Below are 19,382 nucleotides of genomic sequence, written 5' to 3'. Positions count from 1 at the left end.
ATATTGTTCCCAAAGCCTGATTAGGGAGCAAGTGCTGTAACTTCCCTGACATTACCGGGCTGCATATTACCCACCTGAATATTTCCAATCCTTACCCGGACAAGCCTGAGGGTAGGGTAACCAACAGCGGCTGTCATTTTCCGCACCTGCCTGAACTTGCCTTCGGTAACCGTAACGGCTATCCATGATGTAGGCCCGTGCCTTTCGTCCCTTATTTTACGTGTGCATAGCCGGGGAGGTTTTTCCAGTCTACGGGCATTGCAGGGCAGGGTAGTGTAGCGCGTACCTTTAACGCCTATTTCAACACCCGCACTTAATTTTTGTATAGCCGCTTCATTTATAATTCCGTCGACCTGCACGTAATATTCTTTCTCCACTTTTTTACTCCTCACAATTTCGCTCATCATGCCATCAGTAGTGAGCAGGAGCAGGCCTTCGGAATCTTCATCGAGCCTTCCTATAGCCATAGTCCCGGCGGGAAAATTATACAGTTCACCCAGCAGCTTTTTTTTACGTTTGAGGTTGTAGGTAAACTGGCTCAGGTAGCCATAAGGCTTGTATAATATGAAGTGGGGCATTTAATATAATAAATTAGGCTACTAAACGCGGCCTGATTTTGATAAAAAGAGATTTAAAAACCGAAGCGGAAGCCAAGGTAGCCGTCAGCCTGGTCAGTGTCGCTGAAAGCTGCTGACAACACAGAGCCTGAGCCTATGAAGAATCCGCCAAGGCGGAAGCCTACACCTGCGGTAAACCCTGATATTTCATTATGCGATAGCGGCACATAAGCCTCAAACACATCTATAGCATAGCGTGGTGTAACAGTAACTATGTTTTGTATGGCTATCTGCTTATTATCGTTGTCCTCGTTAAGCTTTTGCTGAGTATAAGCGGTCACAAAAAACGAATTGTACAGCTTTACATCAGCATATGCCGAAAATACAGTAGGAAGTTTTACTTTAAAATCCTGCGTTACGTCCTTCTTCTGGAAAAGGTTCGGATTGTTTTCAAGTATGGCCTCAATATCCCGGAGGTCTTCCACACCTTCAAATTGGTTAAGGTTAAGGCTTTCACCAGCACCTACATTCAGTTCATAAGTACGGCTTATATTATTATCATCTTTAAAGGTCATTTTACCAATGTTCCGCACTGATATACCTGCTGTAAGGATATTGCCGCCGTTAATTTTATCTTTCCATTGGTAGGATACGCCAAGGTCGGTAGCAAAGCCGTTGAGGCCACCGGCAAAAAATTGTGTAAAATTACTGCTGTCGGTATAATCCTCAGCAAGCGAGCCAGAGTAGGCAATATTGACGGAGGCGTTGGCATTAGTAAGTTCTACATTACTCCCGGTACGTGTAATTGTGCCCCTGAACCTTTCAGCCGACATATTGGCATACGAGCCGGGAAAAAGGAGTTTAAAAGTTACACCTCCGGTAAAACGATGCTCTTCGTTATTGAAAAGTTCCCTGGCTGCCGAAAGTCCTATTTCGCCCCATGTTGTAGCACTAGCGCGCTGGTTGTAGGCTGTGTTGATTGTTACCGGCCCACCAAGTATGGCATCACTGGCCGAATTGATAAGGGCATTACCCAGCGTCACGTCAATATCCACAAATTCTGCCTTTATCTTTGCGCCGGAAGTGACTGCAAAACCCCACTTACCGGTTTTAAGCCCAAAGGAGGGGCCTAAGATTTCCAGGTCGCCCCTCAGGTTTGTAGCTTCATTCCCTGAGAAGATCAGGTTTTCAAAGTTTTTGCCGTCGATAAGGTCACCAAAAGTGATTTTATTATTCGCTACATTGGCGCTAAAGTTGAATATATTGACTTCGTGGTCACTTTTTAGATTAGTGAGCTCGGCCGGATTGAGTGCGGCATTCAATAGCCCTGTCCGCCGGGAAGTATTGATACCTGAGAAATGCTCCTGGGCTAACACACCCGCACTGAAAAACAGGGACAGGTAAAGTAAATTTTTTTTCATAGTGAATTTGTTTTGTTTTAAAGGTAATGATTTTTACATTTTTAACAAACAATTAAAAACTATTCTGTTGCCAGCCACAACGCATCTTCCGGCACAGGGGCGGTAATTGTTATAGGGAGTTTTGAAACCGGGTGTATAAAATCAAGCCTGCGGGCGTGAAGATGAATGCCACCATTAGGGTTACTGCGTCCAAACCCGTATTTAAGGTCGCCTTTAATAGGGCAGCCTGCTGCGGCAAGCTGCGCCCGTATCTGGTGGTGCCGTCCGGTGTGCAGGTTTATCTCCAGCGTGTAGTAGCTGTCCAGCTTTTTTATTATTTTATAATCAAGGCTGGCTTTTTTACTGCCTGGCACTTCTTTGGCGTATGCCTTAGTGGTATTGTTCTTTTCATTCCGTTTAAGGAAATGTATGAGCGTTGCTTCCTGCCGGGGAGGATGGTTCTTAACAATAGCCCAGTAGGTTTTTTGTGTTTCCCGGTTCTTAAAGAGGTCGTTAAGTCGCGTAAGCGCTTTTGATGTACGGGCAAAAACCACTATACCGGTGGTAGGCCTGTCAAGCCGGTGCACAACCCCCAAAAACACCTCGCCCGGCTTGTTATATTTTTCTTTAAGGTATTCCTTAACCACCTCACTAAGCGGCTTATCGCCTGTTTTGTCGCCCTGGACAATATCACCAACCCTTTTATTCACCACAATGATGTGGTTATCTTCATGGAGTACCTGTAAATTATCTTTTGTTGAAACTACTTTCATTAAGGATTTTCAGATTTTCAGACTTTCAGAATTCAGACTTATCAGGTTGTATAAGTGTAGATTTAAAACGAGTAATCATTTTAATAACTGCATTTATTTTTAAATTTAATTCTTCCAGAGATTCAGGTTTTATAAAGCCTAAATCATAAGAAATAAGAAGCTGCGTCTCTACTTCATAACAAGAACCAAGAGCAATTTCAAGAAACCGGCAAAATTCTTTATTTGAACTTCTTGATGTACCTTCAGCAATATTTGACGGGATCGAAACAGAAGCCCTGCGCAACTGATTTGTTAGTCCAAATTTTTCATGATCAGGAAATGAGGAAGTAAGGTTATATATATCAGAGCAAAATAACTTGCTCTGCTTCCATATTTCCAATTCTTTAAATTTATGCATAATAATTCATATATAATCTGATAATCTGATAATCTGATAATCGGGATTAATATTGCTCTTTATCGTTAGGAAAGTCTTTTGATTTTACATCGCTCACATACTGGCCTATGGCTGTTGTCATGCCCTCATACAGGTTCATGTATCTCCGCAGGAACCTTGGGCTGAATTCGTTGTTCATACCAAGCATATCATGTATCACGAGCACCTGTCCGTCAACACCGCCGCCCGCACCGATACCTATAACCGGAATACTTATACTTTCAGCTACCTTTTGTGCCAGTGCTGCGGGAATCTTTTCTAAAACAATGGCAAAACACCCTATACGCTCTAAAAGCCTGGCATCTTCCATCAGTTTTTCCGCTTCGGCCTCCTCCTTGGCCCGCACCGTGTAGGTGCCGAATTTATATATTGATTGCGGGGTGAGCCCTAAATGGCCCATAACCGGAATGCCCGCATTCAGGATTTTTTTTATAGAGTCTTTAATTTCGCTGCCGCCTTCAAGTTTTACTGCGTGCCCGCCACTCTCTTTCATTATTCTGATTGATGAGCGAAGGGCTTCTTTTGGGTCACTCTGGTAGCTGCCGAAAGGAAGGTCAACCACAACCAGCGCACGGTTTATGGCACGCACCACTCCGGAGGCGTGGTATATCATCTGGTCAAGGGTTATGGGCAGTGTGGTTTCATGGCCAGCCATAACATTGGAGGCAGAATCACCAACCAGGATTACGTCAACACCTGCGGTGTCCACAATTTTGGCCATAGTATAATCATAGGCTGTTAACATGCTGATCTTTTCGCCATTGGCTTTCATTTCAATCAGCGACCTTGTTGTAATTCTTTTATAATCTTTTTTGGCAACAGACATAGGTTGAGTTTTTAAAGGTAAAAGTACTAAAATGCAGTAAAATTTATATGCCGGTTCAGATTTTATTAGGAAAGGGCTGTAACAAAAAAATTAATGACAGACCAATTAACTGAACATAGTACATCCGTGATGAAAAAACTACTTATAATAGCTATTGCCTTATGTGTACAGGCAGTAGCCGCACAGGAAGCTGATATTAAAAAATCAATAGGTGTATTTTTTGAAGGCCTGCATACAGCCGATACCTTAAAGATGCAATCCGTGTGCAGTAAATCAATGGTGCTGCATTCGGTTTCCGATACGCCAAAGGGTATAAAATTTGTTGATCAGCCAACATCTGAGTTCTACAAATCAATAGCATCCATACCTAAAGATGTGAAAGTGGAGGAGCGGCTGCTGGGCTATAACATACAGATTGACGGGCCGATGGCGCATGTGTGGACACCCTATGAATTTTATATTAATGGAAAATTCAGCCATGCCGGAGTTAATTCTTTCCAGATGTTTAAAGACAAAGAACTGTGGAAGATAGTTTATGTCATCGATACAAGGAGAACTGACCCGCGCCCTCAAAAAGGGGAGAAAAAGTAGCGTAAATACGTTAAAAATTTAGGGCTTTATTAAAGCGTTTCCCATTCTGATAGAAGCTTAGCAGTCAGCTAAGTTTACCGCCACAGCCAGCCCGCCTTCAGATGTTTCTTTATACTTGTTGTTCATGTCCTGCGCGGTCTGCCACATGGTGTTTACCACTTTATCAAGAGGTACTTTGGCATTTTTAGGATCGGTCTCAAGGGCAAGTTCCGCAGCATTAATGGCTTTTATGGCACCCATGGTATTACGCTCAATACAGGGTACCTGCACCAGCCCGCCAATAGGGTCACACGTCATGCCCAGGTGGTGTTCCATGGCAATCTCTGCAGCCATAAGGCATTGTTCGGGAGTGCCGCCCATAACTTCGCAAAGTGCCGCCGCCGCCATTGCCGATGACACACCTATTTCGGCCTGGCAACCGCCCATAGCTGCCGATATGGTAGCACCTTTCTTAAAAATACTGCCAATAACACCGGCAACCATCAGGAACTGTTTTATATGCTTCTCGTCAGCATTGTGGTTTTCAATAACCATATAATACATCAGTACTGCAGGTATGACACCTGCGCTGCCATTAGTGGGTGCAGTAACAACACGGCCCAGGGCAGCATTAACCTCATTAACGGCCAGGGCAAAACAGCTCACCCATTTTAATATCTGGCGAAACTTTACTTCTGTATGCCTTATGGTTTGCAGCCATTCCTGCGGAGAATTATAATGAGCCTCACCAATAAGGCCTTTGTGCATATCAAAAGCACGCCGGCGCACATTGAGCCCACCGGGGAGAACACCCTCTGTGTGGCAGCCTGTGTACATACACTCCAGCATGGTATTCCATACCCGCATCAGCTCATGGTGTATCTGCTCTTCGCTGCGCAGCGATTTTTCATTTTCGTAAACTATTTCCGATATCTTACTGTTTTCAGAAATGGTGTAGGCTAAAAGCTCATCTGCCTTATCAATAGGGAAGGGGAATGCACTTTTAAGCTCTTCCTTATTACCGGCTGCAGCAGGTTCTTCTTTTACTACAAAACCCCCTCCTATAGAGTAGAAGGTTGAAGTATAATCGGCATCAGGCGTGTAAGCGGTAAAGGTAAAGCCATTGGCATGGAACGGCAGGAAATTTTTGTTGAAAACAATATCGGTAGCAATGCTGAAAGGAATGTAGCGCAACCCGCCCAGGAAAATATGCCTGTTCAGGTTAATATCATCAATAATAGTGGCAATATCTTCTATGGGAACATACTCAGGGTCGGCGCCGCTAAGCCCAAGCATCACGGCAAGGTCAGTAGCATGCCCTTTGCCGGTAAGCGAGAGCGAACCGTAAAGGTCGACTTTTACACGGGTAACTTTTTCGAATATGCCCCCCGCACGCAGCTCGTTCAGGAAACGTTCAGCACCGCGCCACGGACCCAAAGTGTGCGAACTTGACGGCCCTACGCCAATTTTAAGCATATCAAAAACAGAGATACATTCGGTCATAGCAATTGTCGAAAGAGGTTATTTCCAGCCTGCAAAGTTATGCAAATTGCTAAAACTATAACGTTTTAGGAGCGGGATTTGTTAATTCTTAATTTTAACTGTAATAGGTGCCAAACGTTTGTAATCTATTGCAGGGTCGGGATTTTTAATATAAACTATTTTTGTAATTATAACTTTTTGCTTAGGCTGTAGTTTCTTAATTGCTTGTATGGCATCATCATTCATTTTATTACCTTCAATATCTACTTGCTTTTTGTTAGGGAGAATAAGAGAAAAGCCATAAACTTCAAATTTTAAATCGAACATAAAGCCTTGCATATCAATATCGACAACAGCATTTATCAATTCTTGTTTAGTAAGCTCGACATATCCTTCCTTACCATATACTATCGGAACCGGAGCAGGCAACCCCTTTACTCTAAAAACTTTTTTCTCTGCCTTTCTTGTGCCATCAGGCATAATAGCAACAATAGTAACCGTTACCTGATTGCCTGCTCCGGGTGTAAGGATGTAATTATTTGTACCTTCTGCTTTACGTAGTCCGGGTGCGGTTACCATTAACGAGTCTGCACCGGGATACACCACTTTTATAGGATTAGGAATGCCACGATAAACAATGTTCATTTTTTCAGCAGAGACCACAGAGATGTTAGTATCTGCCTGTGCAAATGCTGATAAATTAAGGAGCAGAAGCAGGATAAAAAATTTCATTGGCTACGGTAGTTACGTTAAAAACATACAAAAACACAGCCAAAGGTATATTTATTTCAGCAACACGGCCAACCGTTCTTTAACGGAAGCATAGCTTTGCAAGGCTTTATCTTCAAAACCCAGCGCCAGCTGCATGAACCAGTCGGGGTGGTTGTCGCGTTTGCCTGTAGCAAGGTTTACGTGTGTAAATTTAGTATGCAGTATGGCTTTTATTTGTGTTTGCCCTTCATTAAACATTATCATTTCTACCTGTAAGGCATCATCCTGTGCTTTAATAAGGGCTGACTGTATACATACCGTTTCATCATATATTGCGGGCTTAAGGTATACTATTTCATGGTGGCTCACCATCCAGCCAAGGCCTTTGGCATAAAGGTCAGTCATTTTTATATCATGAAATTGCGCCAGATGGTCTTCTCGGGCATTAAGCATGTAATCAATGTAAGCCGAATTGTTGAGGTGTTTAAAAGGGTCGCAGTCGGTAAAGCGTACTTTGTAACAGGTTTTGAGTTCCATAGATTATAATTTTGAAATTCAAAATTGGAACTATGGTAAACGGATTCCTTTGATAAATATCAAAAAGTTACTTTGGCACGAATACGGCTCAGCGTTTCCTGCGTAACACCCAGGTAGGAAGATATCATGCCCAGCGGCACGCGCTGCATAAGGGTAGGGTAGGTATCCACAAAATTCTGGTAACGTTCGGGTGCAGTTACAAACTGCAGGTCCTGCAGGCGGCGGTGCATATCTACCAGTTCCTGGGTTATCAGGTGCCTTCCCAAGCGCTCAATATCATGGTAACGGTCATACAGTTGTTCCAGTTTGGCATACGGGAGCGACCAGATTATGGAGCCCTCCAGTAACTCTATCTGCCGCCCGTCCGCTTTTTTAGTGATGTAGCCGTTCATGGAGCAGGCAAAGGACTTTTCAGTTTTAAAATCTTCAATAACTTCTTTGCCGTCTTTAATATAAAACCTGCGTGTGAGCCCTTTCTCTATATAATACACGCTGCAGCAGATGCCACCTGCAGGCACCAGCACATGGCCTTTGGGTAGTTCCTCCCTGCGCATGTGCGAGAGCAGGGTGCTGCGGCTTTCAGGGCCCAGCTTTACATAAGGAGAAATGATGTCGAAGAAGCTAATCTTTTTCATGAATTATTTTTTGGCTCTTAATTAATTTCCACTTGCTTTTTTTGCCCTTATAAAATCTTTTTACTCCGCCTTTACCTGTATTACTATCCATATTTGTATTATCATTTTCTTCTTTTTTTAAAGGTATGGCNTGAAACTATTTTGTTGAATTTTGAACGGTCTAATTTTGATATAATCTGAGAAAACAAAGCTATATTTGTCATAAGAATGGTTTTTGTTTTTTTTGTCACCTCAAAGGTAAACTTTGAGTTAAAAACTAACCATTCTTTTTTTTATTGTTTAGGACGCTATTGATTAGTTATTATAAAATTGAGCCACCCTTGTGGGTGGCTCAATAAATTACGAATCCTATATTTTTTATCCCGATTATTCAGCTGCTTTCTTGGCAGCCTCATTTTCTTTACCCTTTGCCGTTAAGCGTTCCCAGCGGAACAGGGGTGAGAATTTAACTTTTATAGCTGCAATTTTATTATTATCCTCAGCTGAAAGCCCTTCTTTTTCTACCGTGTTCTTACGGGCATCAAGCGCTTCATACCAGGCTTTCACCCTGTCAAGCTCCTGCCTGGAATAAGAATCTTTATTTTTTTTAAAATTTTCGTAAAAAGTTTCATAAACACCAAGTATATTGTCTTTATTTACCCAGCCGAAACTCATATCATCGCCGGTTACTTTACCTGTTCCAAACAACGTATCGGCCATGCTGTTGCCCGTGCCTGTTGCCGGCATATCAGCGGCGGCTTTCACTTTAGCATCGTTTTCAGCCTGTATCTTTACACCTTCGTATTTTTGCCTGCTTTCATCAACACGCTTTTGGGCTTCTGCCTTATCTTTCAGCTGGGCTAGTGCGGCATCTGCCTCTGCAAGCCGTGCTTCATAACCTGCCTCTATGGCTTCCCAGTTGGCCAGCCTCCCGGCCGAATCAATTTTGTTTACAGAATCTACGTAAACTACATAGCGGTCTACATTTTTTTCAGCCGTTTGCTCCGCCTCATTTTTGCATGATGCTACTAAAGCGGTTAAGACTAACGTACCGGCAATGAATTTTGAATTTCTCATGGTAAATGATATTATTGTTACGATTGTAAAGTTAAATCCTGCAATATTTATAATTTGGCGTGTAGCACATTAGTTAAGAGTATTTTAACACAGCAACAGCCATATTGCATTTTAATTACCAAATATTAACATTACCACTTTTGAATATTTTAATGTTATTTTAAGGAAATAGCTTTGTGAGAATTTTGGCACAGAGTTTGGAAATATTTTTAAAATCAACAGAATTATGTATTATTGTAAAGTTTTTAACTTAATTTAACACTTAATATTTAACTGTACTATTTCAACCTTTAATACAAAAATTTATGCGAAAATTTTTACTTTTTATGGCTGTGTGCCTGGCCTCCATGTCTGCGAAAGCGCAGTGGCAACCCATGTCTAACCTTACTATATTTTCCGATGACGGAGCAAAATTTTTCCTGATCCTTAATGGTGAAAGATATAATGATGTAGCTGAAACCAATGTAAGGATTGAAGAATTGCCCAACCCATATTATGATTGTAAAATTGTTTTTGAAGACAAGTCAATCCCTGTGATCTCTAAAAACGCGCTGATGCTTACGGATCCTGACGGTAATGTCCAGGATGTTACATACAGGATTAAAAAAGATAAAAAAGGAAAGTATTCGCTGCGTTTTTATTCTAATATACCTGTACAACAAAATATGCCGCGGCCTTCAAACTGTGCTGTGTACAGGTTTGGTACGCCGCATAATCCTTTGATTGGCAGTAACGGGCAGGTTTATGAAACGGTTACTGTGCAGCAAACTACAACAACAGGTGGCGACAGTTTTGGCATGAACATGAATGTAGGCGGTTTGGGAGTTGGCATGAATATTAATGTACCCGATGATGAAGTTACCACTACTACAACCACTACTACAACTACAACTACTTCTTCGTCTTCGGGCGGCTTTGTAAACACGCCCAGGCCGAGGCCAAATGATGGCGGGTTCAGCAATGGTTGCAGGCAACCAATGAATCCCCGTGATTTTGCAGATGCTAAACAAACTATAGCTGAGACAGCTTTTGAAGACACTAAAAAATCTGTTGCAGAACAGGTTGTAGCATCTAATTGCCTTAATACGGCACAGATAATCGAAATAATCAAGTTGTTTAACTTTGAAGATAATAAGGTTGACTTTGCCAAAACAGCCTATGACCACTGCATTGACAGGAACAATTATTATAAAGTAGTAAGCGCTTTTGTTTTTGATGGCTCAAAAGCGGAATTAAATGAATTCCTGAGGAACCGCAGATAGTTACTATCTTTTTTAAAATAAGCCGGTTTAAAGCAAATGCTCATTGCAAAAAGCTTTAAACCGGCTTTTTGATTTTTTAATTACTCTGCAAAAAGTTTATATTATAAAGGGCTGTATTTCCCGCGGCAAAATAAAGCCAGTTAAAGAAATGTATTAATCACTCATCAATTTTATTCTTTACTTTTATAAATAATCTTCAGATTATAATCCTGTACATACTATCTTTGTTTTTCATAAAATAGCTTATGGAACTTAAACTACACCGCCCTATCTGTTTTTTTGACCTTGAAACTACAGGTACCGATATTTGTAAAGACCGTATTGTGGAAATATCGATACTCAAGGTATACCCCAACGGTAATAAAGAAAGCCGTACCTGGCTCGTAAACCCGGAGAGGCCCATACCTGCCACTACCACTGCTTTTCATGGTATTACCGATGAAAAAGTAGCCGGAGAGCCAACATTCAAGGATTTGTCGCACCAGGTATATCACATGATAAAAGACTCTGACCTGGCAGGTTATAATTCTGACCGGTTTGATATTCCGCTACTGGCTGAGGAGTTATTACGGGCAGGTGTTGATTTTGATATGAAGAACCGTGTGTCGGTTGATGTGCAGACAATTTTCCATAAAAAAGAAGAGCGGACATTAAGCGCGGCCTATAAGTTCTATTGCGGCAAGATACTGGAAAATGCCCATAGTGCCGCAGCTGATACCAATGCTACTTACGAAATACTAAAATCGCAGCTGGATAGGTATGAGGATCTTGAAAATGATGTAAAAGCACTCGCAGAATTCACCTCCAGGAAAAATAATGTTGATTTTGCCGGCTATATATGCCGCGACAAGGATGACGAAGAAATATTTACTTTTGGAAAATTTAAAAATGTTAAGGTTTCTGAAGTGCTTGAAAAAGAACCGGGCTACTATGGCTGGTTCCAGAGCGCCGACTTTCCATTATATACTAAAAAAGTCCTCACGGCAATAAAACTTCGTAAACTAAATAATAAATTAGCATAATAACCAGGCTGTAAAATGAAAATTATATGTATTGGGCGCAATTATGCCAGCCATGTGGAAGAACTAAAGAACGAAAGGCCACAGGAGCCTGTTATTTTCCTCAAACCTGATACCGCCGTGCTGCAGAAGCAATTTCCTTTTGTAATACCTGAATTTAGCAATGATGTACACCATGAAGTAGAGGTACTGGTAAAGATTAATAAAGTAGGCAAATATATCGATCCTAAATTTGCACATAAATATTATGATGAAGTAGGGCTGGGTATTGATTTTACTGCCCGTGACCTGCAGGCTAAACTAAAGGAGAAAGGCCTCCCGTGGGAAAAAGCAAAAGCCTTTGATGGCTCTGCCGTTATAGGCGAATTTATTCCTAAAGCGGAATTCGCAGACCTCAACAATATAAATTTTGAACTCAGCAATAACGGCATAGTTGCGCAAAAAGCCACTACAGCCGCAATGCTCTGGAATATTGATCAACTGGTCTCCTATGCTTCGAGGTATTTTACACTCAGGACGGGTGACGTACTGTTTACAGGGACTCCCGAAGGCGTTGCAAAAGTAAATCCCGGTGATGTTCTGGAAGGTTTTATAGAAGGTAAAAAACTATTCAGGGTACAGGTCAAGTAATGGCACTTACATACAATCTATTAAAAGTAAACGCAATTTCAGACAATGATGCTCAGTTTGCAAGGCAGGTTGTAACACTTTTTATTGAGGAAGTCCCATTTGAAATTAAAAATATGAAGGATGGCCTTAGGAAAAAGAATCATCAAAAGGTTTATCATGCCGCCCATAAAATAAAGCCTACACTCGACCTTCTCGGCATGGACCTGGCTTATGAAGACGTACTTACCATCGAGGCCTGGACAAGGGCAGAGGGTAAAAAAAAAGAAATAAAAGAAGTCATAAAAAGCCTTAAGCTACAGGTAGACCAAACAGTCCGTGAACTTATTAAAGATTATAACCTTTAAAAAAATATGAAAGCTGCTATTATTACTGTAGGGGATGAGATACTTATCGGCCAGATTACCGATACCAATTCCGGATATATAGCCAAAGCGCTCGATAAAATCGGGATAGGCGTTCATGAAATGCTTTCTGTGAGCGATGACCGCCTGCATATACTTAATACGCTGGCACACCTGCAAAACAGGGTAGATGTGGTTATTATAACCGGTGGCCTGGGCCCTACCAAAGATGACATCACCAAGAAAACATTGTGTGAATACTTTGATGATCACCTGGTGCGGGACCTTCAGGTTGAAGCCCATGTAATTGCGCTTATAGAACGTGCCATGAAGCGAACTGCCAGCCAGATAAACAAAGACCAGGCCCTGGTTCCTTCAAAAAGCACGGTACTGCACAACGCCGTAGGTACTGCTCCGGGCATGTGGCTGCACAAAGGCAACACTGTTTTTATCTCGCTGCCGGGAGTCCCTTATGAGATGAAATATTTAATGGAAAATGAGGTAATACCCCGCCTCAAGGTACAGTTTGAAAGGCCGTATATCATCCATAAAACTATATTGACCTATGGTCAGGGTGAAAGCCACATTGCCGAACGCATAGAGGGCTGGGAAAACAACCTTCCGGCATTTATAAAGCTGGCCTACCTGCCCAGCCCCGGCAGGGTAAGGCTCAGGATGACGGCAAGAGGTACTGAAGAAGCGTTGCTCAGGGAAGCTATAAACACCCAGACCGAAAAACTGAAAGTACTGATAGGCGATATTATAGTAGGCTATGATGAAGATGAAACCATTGAAGTTGCGGTAGGTAAGGCCCTTACACTGAAAGGCCTTACAATAGCAGCTGCAGAAAGCTGTACGGGCGGAAGGATAGCACAGCTCGTAACTTCGGTTCCGGGGGCATCGGCTTATTTCAGGGGAGGTATTGTTACCTATGCCACCAAATCAAAAACAGGTGTCCTGGGCGTGCCGGAAGAAGTCATAGAGAAACATTCGGTAGTAAGCGCGGCGGTTGCTGAAGAAATGGCAACTCGTGCCAAAGCGCTTTTTGGTGCTGATTTTGCCGTGGCGACTACAGGTAATGCAGGCCCGGCAAAAGGCGATTCTGATGCTGAAGTAGGTCGGGTTTTTATTGGCTTTGCCACACCCGGGGGTGTATATAGCGAAGTTTATGACCTGGGCCAGCCACGGGAAAAAGTTATTGAAAGGGCAGCCTCAAAAGCGCTGGAAATGATTTATAAAGAAATTTTGAAAAACTAACTCATTGTATTTGTGTAATACATTTATTTTTCATTTCTTTGCACCCTGATTTTGAATAACGATATAAAAGCGATAAATAATGTCAAGAGTTTGTGCCCTTACCGGTAAAAAAGCGATGGTTGGAAATAACGTTTCCCACGCAATGAACAAGACTAAAAGAAAATTTAGTGTTAACTTAGTGAAGAAGCGTTTTTATCTTCCTGAAGAAGACAGGTGGATCACTCTAAGGGTAGCCGCTTCAACTATCAAAACGATTAACAAAAACGGAATTGCCGCAGTCCTTAAAGAAGCTAAGGCTAACGGTTTTATTAAATAATCCGGTTCCTACATAAATATACAGCAAGATGGCAAAGAAAGGTAACAGAATCCAGGTAATTTTAGAGTGCACCGAGCATAAAGCTTCAGGTGTGCCGGGAACATCAAGGTATATCACTACCAAAAACAAAAAAAATACTCCTGACAGATTAGAGATTAAAAAATTTAATCCTATTTTGAAGCGAGTGACTGTTCATAAAGAAATAAAATAATATTTACGAGTCATGGCAAAGAAAACCGTTGCAACGTTACAAACAGCTTCAAAGAGGTTAACAAAGGCTATCAAAATGGTGAAGTCGCCTAAAACAGGCGCTTACACTTTTGTTGAGGCCGTAATGTCTCCTGAAGAAGTGGATGCATTTCTTAAGAAGAAATAATATCCTTTACGATATATAAAAAAGCTACTTTCAGTTGATGAAAGTAGCTTTTTTATTTTTTATATTTACTCAAAATACACACAGAGACACTATTTCATTATGAATTTCTTTAAAAAAATATTTTCTTCTGAAAAGAAAGAAAACCTTGACAAGGGGTTAGAGAAAACCAAAACCTCTTTTTTTTCAAAACTATCCAAAGCCATTGCGGGAAAATCAAAAGTTGACGATGAGGTGCTTGATAACCTTGAAGAGATACTTGTATCATCGGACGTAGGGGTAAATACAACCCTCAGAATCATTGAGCGTATTGAAGAACGCGTTTCCCGCGATAAATATATGGGTACGGATGAACTAAACCTCATACTCCGCGAGGAAATAGCCGGCCTGCTATCGGAAACCAACAGTGGTGAAGCTACCGATTTTGAAGTTCCCGCAGATAAAAAACCTTATGTGATTATGGTTGTCGGTGTTAATGGTGTCGGTAAAACAACCACTATTGGCAAGTTGGCACACCAGTTTAAACAAGCTGGGCATAAAGTGGTGCTGGGTGCTGCCGATACCTTCCGCGCGGCGGCTATAGACCAGCTCCAGGTTTGGGCAGACAAGGTAGGCGTGCCTATAGTACGGCAACAAATGGGCAGTGACCCGGCATCGGTAGCCTTTGATACCCTGCAGAGCGCTGTAAGCCAAAATGCGGATGTTGTAATTATTGATACTGCCGGCAGGCTCCACAATAAAGTAAACCTGATGAACGAGCTTACCAAAGTGAAGCGTGTGATGCAAAAAGTTGTGGGCGACACCCCGCATGATGTACTGCTGGTACTTGACGGCTCCACAGGGCAAAATGCATTCGAACAGGCCAAACAATTCACTGCGGCAACCGAAGTTACCTGCCTGGCTGTTACAAAACTTGACGGAACTGCAAAAGGCGGGGTTGTAATAGGTATATCAGACCAGTTCCGGGTACCGGTCAAATACATTGGCGTAGGTGAAGGAATTGAGGACCTTCAGGTGTTTAATAAATATGAATTTGTTGATTCGTTTTTTAAATAAGCCCGCTTACAGTTTAAAATTATATTACAGATAAACCACAAAACAGTTTACACCAGCAATAATACCAACCAATTAACCATAAAAACTATGCACAAAATTACAATTCTCTTCGTAGCCCTACTGTCAGCTCCAATGCTTTTGGGGCAGGAAAAGCAGGGATATTACATTACCACAACAGGCGAGAAAGTGGAGGGCTACTTTAAACAAAGTGATTTTAATAATCCGGATAATTTGTATTTCAAAACCCTTCCTAATGAACAGTTCAGGCAACTTGACAAGGAAAATTTACGCGAGTATGGCATTGAAAACATGTATAAGTACATCAGACGTACAGTAAATGTCGACCTCTCCGAAATGAATGATCTTAAAAGAATGGCCAACAACAAAAATCCTGTCTATAGCAAGGCGGAACTGTTTCTTAATATCATAGCCGAAGGGGCTGCCTCCCTATATTCTGCCAAAGTAGGTACTTCAACCGCTTTTTTCTACTCGCTTAACAGCCAAGACGAAATAAAACAACTCATATACAAAAAATATATCAGCAGTGCAGCCAATTCAAAAGTGGAAGAAAATAATCTTTACCGGCAGCAGTTATACGAGAATCTGAATTGCGGTAACAGGCCGGTAAAAGAATTTACGACCATCCGATATACCAAAAGTGATTTGCTCAATACAGTAAAAGCCTACAATGACTGCTCAGGATCAACAACTGTTGCTTACACTAACAAAGGCAGTAACGAATATCAGCTAAAGTACCGTATATATGCGGGTGCCGCTACAGTAGATTTTTCTGTAGAAGACGCCCTCGTAAAGGGACAAGAAGATAATGCAGGCTCTTCAATAGCCGCAGGTTTTGAAGTTGCGCTACGGTCTCCATCAAAAAGATGGGAGTATTTTGCAATCTTTGAGTATCAAAAAATAAAGGCAGAAGTCGTGGGGTTCAGATACCAGAACTTTAATACTACCCGTTCTAATTATGACATGGATGCCCGGGCTTTTAATCTGTATTTTGGGGCGCGATACAACTTATACTTTAGCAAAAACAATAAAATTTTTGCCGATGCTGCTTTTGGGTTATGCAGGACAAGCGGCGACATCTATATTAAAACAGAAATAGTTCCTAATACCAGCCCCGCATACACCATTATCGACCAAAATTTCACCCTTGGCGTGCGGTATAGCAATACATGGAGGTTTGGCACTGGATATGAATTCAAGGATAAATATGCAGTTATGGCAAATCTGGAAACCGATAAAGAAATAGGCGCTATGTCACAATCCCAAGTCGCGCTCAACGGGCTTATAAGCAGGCTTATGCTTTCGTTCAGATACACCTTTAATTAATACCACTTAGGCCGGCTTACCGGCCGGCCTTTTCATTTGTACACACCTTATAAAGGCAATCCTTCTTTTTATGAGCAGCAAAGGCTGGCGCATTTTTGCACAGGCTTGGACCCGCTGTGCGCTATATCTCCCCACCGCGAAAGCAGGCGGTGGGGAGGATGCCGCTTCCATCGGGGCTGGTAGGAATTGCCAGGTTTTATTCAGGAAGTGCAGTTAACAGCAATCAAAACTAGTTCTGTATTACCGCATTTATTTTCTCCCACAGCACATAATCAAAATCAGAAAGGGCAAAACTAGTCCCGTCAGCTGCCTCGCCCATGCGTATCACTACCATTTTGCGTGAAGGCACAACATATATTTTCTGGTCATTCTTCCCTAATGCCATGTACATATCTGAGGGCCCTGAAGGTACAAGGCTGCCGTTAAACTGGAGTTGTGTCTGGGGTAACCTGTAACTCTCCCTGCCATTCAGCCACCACAGGTAGCCATAGGCCTTATTAATGCCCTGCGATGTGCTTGTGCATTGGCTAAAATAGTTTTCATTTACAATCTGTTCCTCCTTCCATTTTCCCCTGTTGAGTGCCAGTAGCCCAAACCGTGCCATACTGCGGGTAGTACTCCAGTATACGCTTAGGTCCTCACCGCTCTCCAGCCATGCGCCTGTCATGCCTATCCTGTTGCGCAGTTTTGTGTTGAAATAGCTGCTCCAGCTCTGCCCGCTGGCCTGCGCTACCACATCCTACAGTTTCACATACACATTATGGTAGGCCCAGCGTGAGCCGGCATCAGCCACATATTGCAGGTTGGCTGGCGATACACCATCACCCAGGGCATCATTGAGCCCTGAGGTCATGCTGAGCAGGTGCCGGCAGGTAATCAGGTTTTCTTTTGCTAAAGGCGCGCTCGTCCAGCCGTTGCCCAGGTAGTCTGAAACTTTGTTATTAATGTTCAGCAAACCTTCCTGTTCTGCAATACCGGTCACAGTAGCGGTGAGGGTTTTGCCCGCACTCGCCCAATACCAGGGCGAAGAAGCGGTGTGTCCGTTAAAATACTCCTCTATAACAATACGGCCATTTACGAGTATCATGAACGATTTGGTATTTTTTTGCTCCAGATAATCCAGCAGGGGCTGTACCTGGCCCTGGTTCCAGTTTAGTGATGTTATGGATTTGTTTTCCCATGTGGCGCTATTGTTCTCAGGGAAATACATTGCTTCTTCACCGGAATTACCAGCCTGTGTATCGCTGCTGTCAGACGAACAGGCTAAAATGAGTAAGGGAAATAGTAAAACTGTAAGCTTTTTCATGTTAGATACTTTACAGGTATGACCATATTATTACCAAATAGTTTAATATCAGAAAAAATCTTTTATCTGTAAAAGGTGTTTTAGCTTAACTTTGCAATACAACCTATCAGTATATGAAGAAACTATACCTACTATTACTTCCATTGCTTATACTTTCATGCACGGGGGTAAGCGAGGGCGACATAAAAAAAATTAACGGCTACTGGGAGATAGAAACCGCCGTGATGCCTGATGGCAGTGAGAAAGAATACAAAGTGAATCCTACTATTGATTATTTTGAGCTTAAAGGCAGGCAAGGTTTCCGTAAAAAGGTAATGCCGCAGATGGACGGGACCTACCTGACAGGTGATAACTATGAAAAGATTAGTATAAGTACCGCGGAAGGTAAAACCTACCTGAACTACACAACTGATTATGCTAAGTGGAAAGAAGAAATAGTAGAGCTGAACGACGAAGAACTGGTGCTTAAGAACACCTACGGGATGGAGTACCACTATAAAAAACCTGTACCTTTTTCAGTTAAAAAATAATGGCAAAACGGCTGAACGACCATAATTCCATAGCCGATGTGCTTCGCGAGTTTATTGAGGCTAATAAGCTCCAGCCGGGCATGGACAAAATTGATGTACGTGAGGCATGGAAGCATCTTATGGGCAACGGCGTAAACAATTATACCCGTGAGATAATGCTAAAGGGAACAACGCTTTATGTGGAGCTTACATCGGCAGTATTGCGGGAAGAACTTAGCTATGGCAAAGAAAAAATAGTGAAAATGATCAATGAAGAGCTGAAGCGGGAAGTTGTGAAGGAAGTTGTTTTACGTTGATAGTTTAAAGTTTAAGGTTTCCATGAGCCATTGCAGGGATTATATCAAAGCGATCCGGAATATACTAAGTTGCTCACTACGCAGGCTTTGTCAGAATGAAAAAAACAAAAAATGCCGCATAAACAGCGGCATTTTTGTATCATAAAGTCCTGTGATTAGAACTGCTCTCTTCCGGCAAAGTGGAAAGCGCTTTCAATAGCAGCGTTCTCATCACTGTCAGAACCGTGTACCGCGTTCTCACCAACAGAAGTAGCATATTTTTTACGGATAGTACCTTCGGCAGCATCAGCAGGGTTAGTAGCGCCAATTAGCGTACGGAATTCCTCAACAGCGTTCTCTTTTTCAAGGATGGCAGCCACAATAGGGCCACGTGTCATGAACTCAACAAGCTCCCCGAAGAAAGGCCTGGCACTGTGCACAGCATAAAAAGCTTCAGCGTCAGCTTTGGTAAGTTGCGTAAGTTTTAAAGCCACGATCCTGAAACCTGCTTCTGTTATCATTGATAAAATTCCGCCGATGTGCCCTTTTTCAACAGCATCCGGCTTAATCATTGTAAATGTCCTGTTTGTTGCCATAGTCGTTTTTAAATTTGGCGCAAAAGTAGTGGATTTTAATTTAATACAACGTGAGTTCGATATAAAAAAGTTGTCTGTTTTGAATGAAAGAAGC

At 42.2% G+C, this 19,382-nt stretch carries 24 protein-coding genes and 1 pseudogene; 13 read left to right on the top strand and 12 right to left on the bottom strand.

From position 1 onward, the window contains the following. Nucleotides 1-20: 20 nt before the first annotated feature. From CHU92_RS10140 to panB, 5 genes are read right to left on the bottom strand one after another with little or no spacing between them, the layout of a single operon-like run. Nucleotides 21-578: a pseudouridine synthase gene (locus CHU92_RS10140; protein ID WP_094415202.1), complete on the bottom strand. Its 558-nt coding sequence runs from the start codon at nt 576-578 to the stop codon at nt 21-23. Between the two features lie 53 nt (nt 579-631). After that, the gene (locus CHU92_RS10135; RefSeq protein ID WP_094415200.1) at nt 632-1,978 is read right to left on the bottom strand and encodes a DUF5723 family protein; all 1,347 of its coding nucleotides are present in this window, start codon (nt 1,976-1,978) and stop codon (nt 632-634) included. Nucleotides 1,979-2,037: 59 nt separating this feature from the next. Further along, complete coding sequence (locus tag CHU92_RS10130; protein WP_094415198.1) at nt 2,038-2,730, bottom strand: RluA family pseudouridine synthase; 693 nt, start codon at nt 2,728-2,730, stop codon at nt 2,038-2,040. Between the two features lie 25 nt (nt 2,731-2,755). Then, complete coding sequence (locus CHU92_RS10125) at nt 2,756-3,127, bottom strand: four helix bundle protein (protein ID WP_094415196.1); 372 nt, start codon at nt 3,125-3,127, stop codon at nt 2,756-2,758. 46 nt (nt 3,128-3,173) lie between these two features. Further along, nucleotides 3,174-3,992 carry a 3-methyl-2-oxobutanoate hydroxymethyltransferase gene (gene panB / locus CHU92_RS10120; RefSeq protein WP_094415194.1) on the bottom strand — a complete coding sequence of 273 codons (819 nt, stop codon included), beginning with the start codon at nt 3,990-3,992 and terminating at the stop codon, nt 3,174-3,176. A 93-nt stretch (nt 3,993-4,085) separates the two neighbouring features. Between panB and CHU92_RS10115 the strand changes: the two genes are divergently transcribed. Beyond that, complete coding sequence (locus CHU92_RS10115; RefSeq protein WP_243389585.1) at nt 4,086-4,583, top strand: nuclear transport factor 2 family protein; 498 nt, start codon at nt 4,086-4,088, stop codon at nt 4,581-4,583. 57 nt (nt 4,584-4,640) lie between these two features. Here CHU92_RS10115 and CHU92_RS10110 read toward each other — a convergent pair whose 3' ends face one another. The 5 genes from CHU92_RS10110 to CHU92_RS10090 all read right to left on the bottom strand — a co-directional run bounded on the left by CHU92_RS10110 (nt 4,641) and on the right by CHU92_RS10090 (nt 8,983). Then, nucleotides 4,641-6,065 carry an L-serine ammonia-lyase gene (locus tag CHU92_RS10110; protein WP_094415192.1) on the bottom strand — a complete coding sequence of 475 codons (1,425 nt, stop codon included), beginning with the start codon at nt 6,063-6,065 and terminating at the stop codon, nt 4,641-4,643. Nucleotides 6,066-6,146: 81 nt separating this feature from the next. After that, nucleotides 6,147-6,776, bottom strand: a complete 630-nt coding sequence (locus CHU92_RS10105; protein WP_094415190.1) for a GldM family protein — start codon at nt 6,774-6,776, stop codon at nt 6,147-6,149. A gap of 51 nt (nt 6,777-6,827) precedes the next feature. Then, nucleotides 6,828-7,292, bottom strand: coding sequence for an acyl-CoA thioesterase (locus CHU92_RS10100; protein ID WP_094415188.1), 465 nt, complete (start codon nt 7,290-7,292; stop codon nt 6,828-6,830). Between the two features lie 59 nt (nt 7,293-7,351). Next, nucleotides 7,352-7,927, bottom strand: coding sequence for a Crp/Fnr family transcriptional regulator (locus CHU92_RS10095; RefSeq protein WP_094415185.1), 576 nt, complete (start codon nt 7,925-7,927; stop codon nt 7,352-7,354). Nucleotides 7,928-8,293: 366 nt separating this feature from the next. Further along, a complete protein-coding gene (locus CHU92_RS10090) occupies nt 8,294-8,983 on the bottom strand; it encodes a hypothetical protein (RefSeq protein ID WP_094415183.1) in 690 nt (229 codons plus the stop codon). A gap of 305 nt (nt 8,984-9,288) precedes the next feature. Here CHU92_RS10090 and CHU92_RS10085 point away from each other — a divergent pair, with 305 nt between their 5' ends. From CHU92_RS10085 to CHU92_RS10040, 10 genes are all read left to right on the top strand, one after another. After that, on the top strand, nt 9,289-10,245 hold the full coding sequence (locus CHU92_RS10085; protein ID WP_094415181.1) for a DUF4476 domain-containing protein: 957 nt from the start codon (nt 9,289-9,291) through the stop codon (nt 10,243-10,245). A gap of 245 nt (nt 10,246-10,490) precedes the next feature. Continuing rightward, nucleotides 10,491-11,267 (top strand): 3'-5' exonuclease, encoded by a 777-nt coding sequence (locus CHU92_RS10080; protein WP_094415179.1) that lies wholly within the window; start codon nt 10,491-10,493, stop codon nt 11,265-11,267. A 15-nt stretch (nt 11,268-11,282) separates the two neighbouring features. Then, on the top strand, nt 11,283-11,894 hold the full coding sequence (locus CHU92_RS10075) for a fumarylacetoacetate hydrolase family protein (RefSeq protein WP_094415177.1): 612 nt from the start codon (nt 11,283-11,285) through the stop codon (nt 11,892-11,894). After that, entirely contained in the window at nt 11,894-12,238 is a 345-nt protein-coding gene (locus tag CHU92_RS10070; RefSeq protein ID WP_094415175.1) for an Hpt domain-containing protein, read from the top strand. The genes CHU92_RS10075 and CHU92_RS10070 overlap by 1 nt, the downstream gene beginning before the upstream one ends. A gap of 6 nt (nt 12,239-12,244) precedes the next feature. After that, entirely contained in the window at nt 12,245-13,492 is a 1,248-nt protein-coding gene (locus tag CHU92_RS10065; protein ID WP_094415173.1) for a CinA family nicotinamide mononucleotide deamidase-related protein, read from the top strand. Between the two features lie 79 nt (nt 13,493-13,571). Beyond that, nucleotides 13,572-13,808 carry a 50S ribosomal protein L28 gene (gene rpmB, locus CHU92_RS10060; RefSeq protein WP_054409746.1) on the top strand — a complete coding sequence of 79 codons (237 nt, stop codon included), beginning with the start codon at nt 13,572-13,574 and terminating at the stop codon, nt 13,806-13,808. A 28-nt stretch (nt 13,809-13,836) separates the two neighbouring features. Further along, a complete protein-coding gene (rpmG, locus tag CHU92_RS10055) occupies nt 13,837-14,019 on the top strand; it encodes a 50S ribosomal protein L33 (protein ID WP_026981158.1) in 183 nt (60 codons plus the stop codon). 12 nt (nt 14,020-14,031) lie between these two features. Beyond that, on the top strand, nt 14,032-14,184 hold the full coding sequence (locus tag CHU92_RS10050) for a DUF4295 domain-containing protein (protein ID WP_094415171.1): 153 nt from the start codon (nt 14,032-14,034) through the stop codon (nt 14,182-14,184). A 99-nt stretch (nt 14,185-14,283) separates the two neighbouring features. Beyond that, nucleotides 14,284-15,237, top strand: a complete 954-nt coding sequence (ftsY, locus tag CHU92_RS10045) for a signal recognition particle-docking protein FtsY (RefSeq protein ID WP_094415169.1) — start codon at nt 14,284-14,286, stop codon at nt 15,235-15,237. An 87-nt stretch (nt 15,238-15,324) separates the two neighbouring features. Then, nucleotides 15,325-16,581, top strand: coding sequence for a hypothetical protein (locus CHU92_RS10040; protein WP_129583052.1), 1,257 nt, complete (start codon nt 15,325-15,327; stop codon nt 16,579-16,581). A 229-nt stretch (nt 16,582-16,810) separates the two neighbouring features. On the opposite strand, the pseudogene CHU92_RS10035 reads toward CHU92_RS10040, so the two are convergent. After that, nucleotides 16,811-17,887, bottom strand: a pseudogene (locus tag CHU92_RS10035) (serine hydrolase domain-containing protein). A 113-nt stretch (nt 17,888-18,000) separates the two neighbouring features. Here CHU92_RS10035 and CHU92_RS10030 point away from each other — a divergent pair. Then, nucleotides 18,001-18,417 carry a lipocalin family protein gene (locus CHU92_RS10030; protein ID WP_094415165.1) on the top strand — a complete coding sequence of 139 codons (417 nt, stop codon included), beginning with the start codon at nt 18,001-18,003 and terminating at the stop codon, nt 18,415-18,417. Then, entirely contained in the window at nt 18,417-18,713 is a 297-nt protein-coding gene (locus CHU92_RS10025) for a DUF721 domain-containing protein (protein WP_094415164.1), read from the top strand. The genes CHU92_RS10030 and CHU92_RS10025 overlap by 1 nt, the downstream gene beginning before the upstream one ends. 155 nt (nt 18,714-18,868) lie before the next feature. On the opposite strand, the gene CHU92_RS10020 is transcribed toward CHU92_RS10025, so the two are convergent. After that, the gene (locus tag CHU92_RS10020) at nt 18,869-19,288 is read right to left on the bottom strand and encodes a nucleoside-diphosphate kinase (RefSeq protein WP_094415162.1); all 420 of its coding nucleotides are present in this window, start codon (nt 19,286-19,288) and stop codon (nt 18,869-18,871) included. Nucleotides 19,289-19,382: the final 94 nt, after the last annotated feature.

It is taken from the genome of Flavobacterium cyanobacteriorum (genome assembly GCF_002251835.1).
Lineage (GTDB): Bacteria > Bacteroidota > Bacteroidia > Flavobacteriales > Flavobacteriaceae > Flavobacterium > Flavobacterium cyanobacteriorum.
The sequence above is the reverse complement of the archived record's forward strand: the minus strand, read 5'-3'. Positions and strand labels throughout refer to the sequence as shown.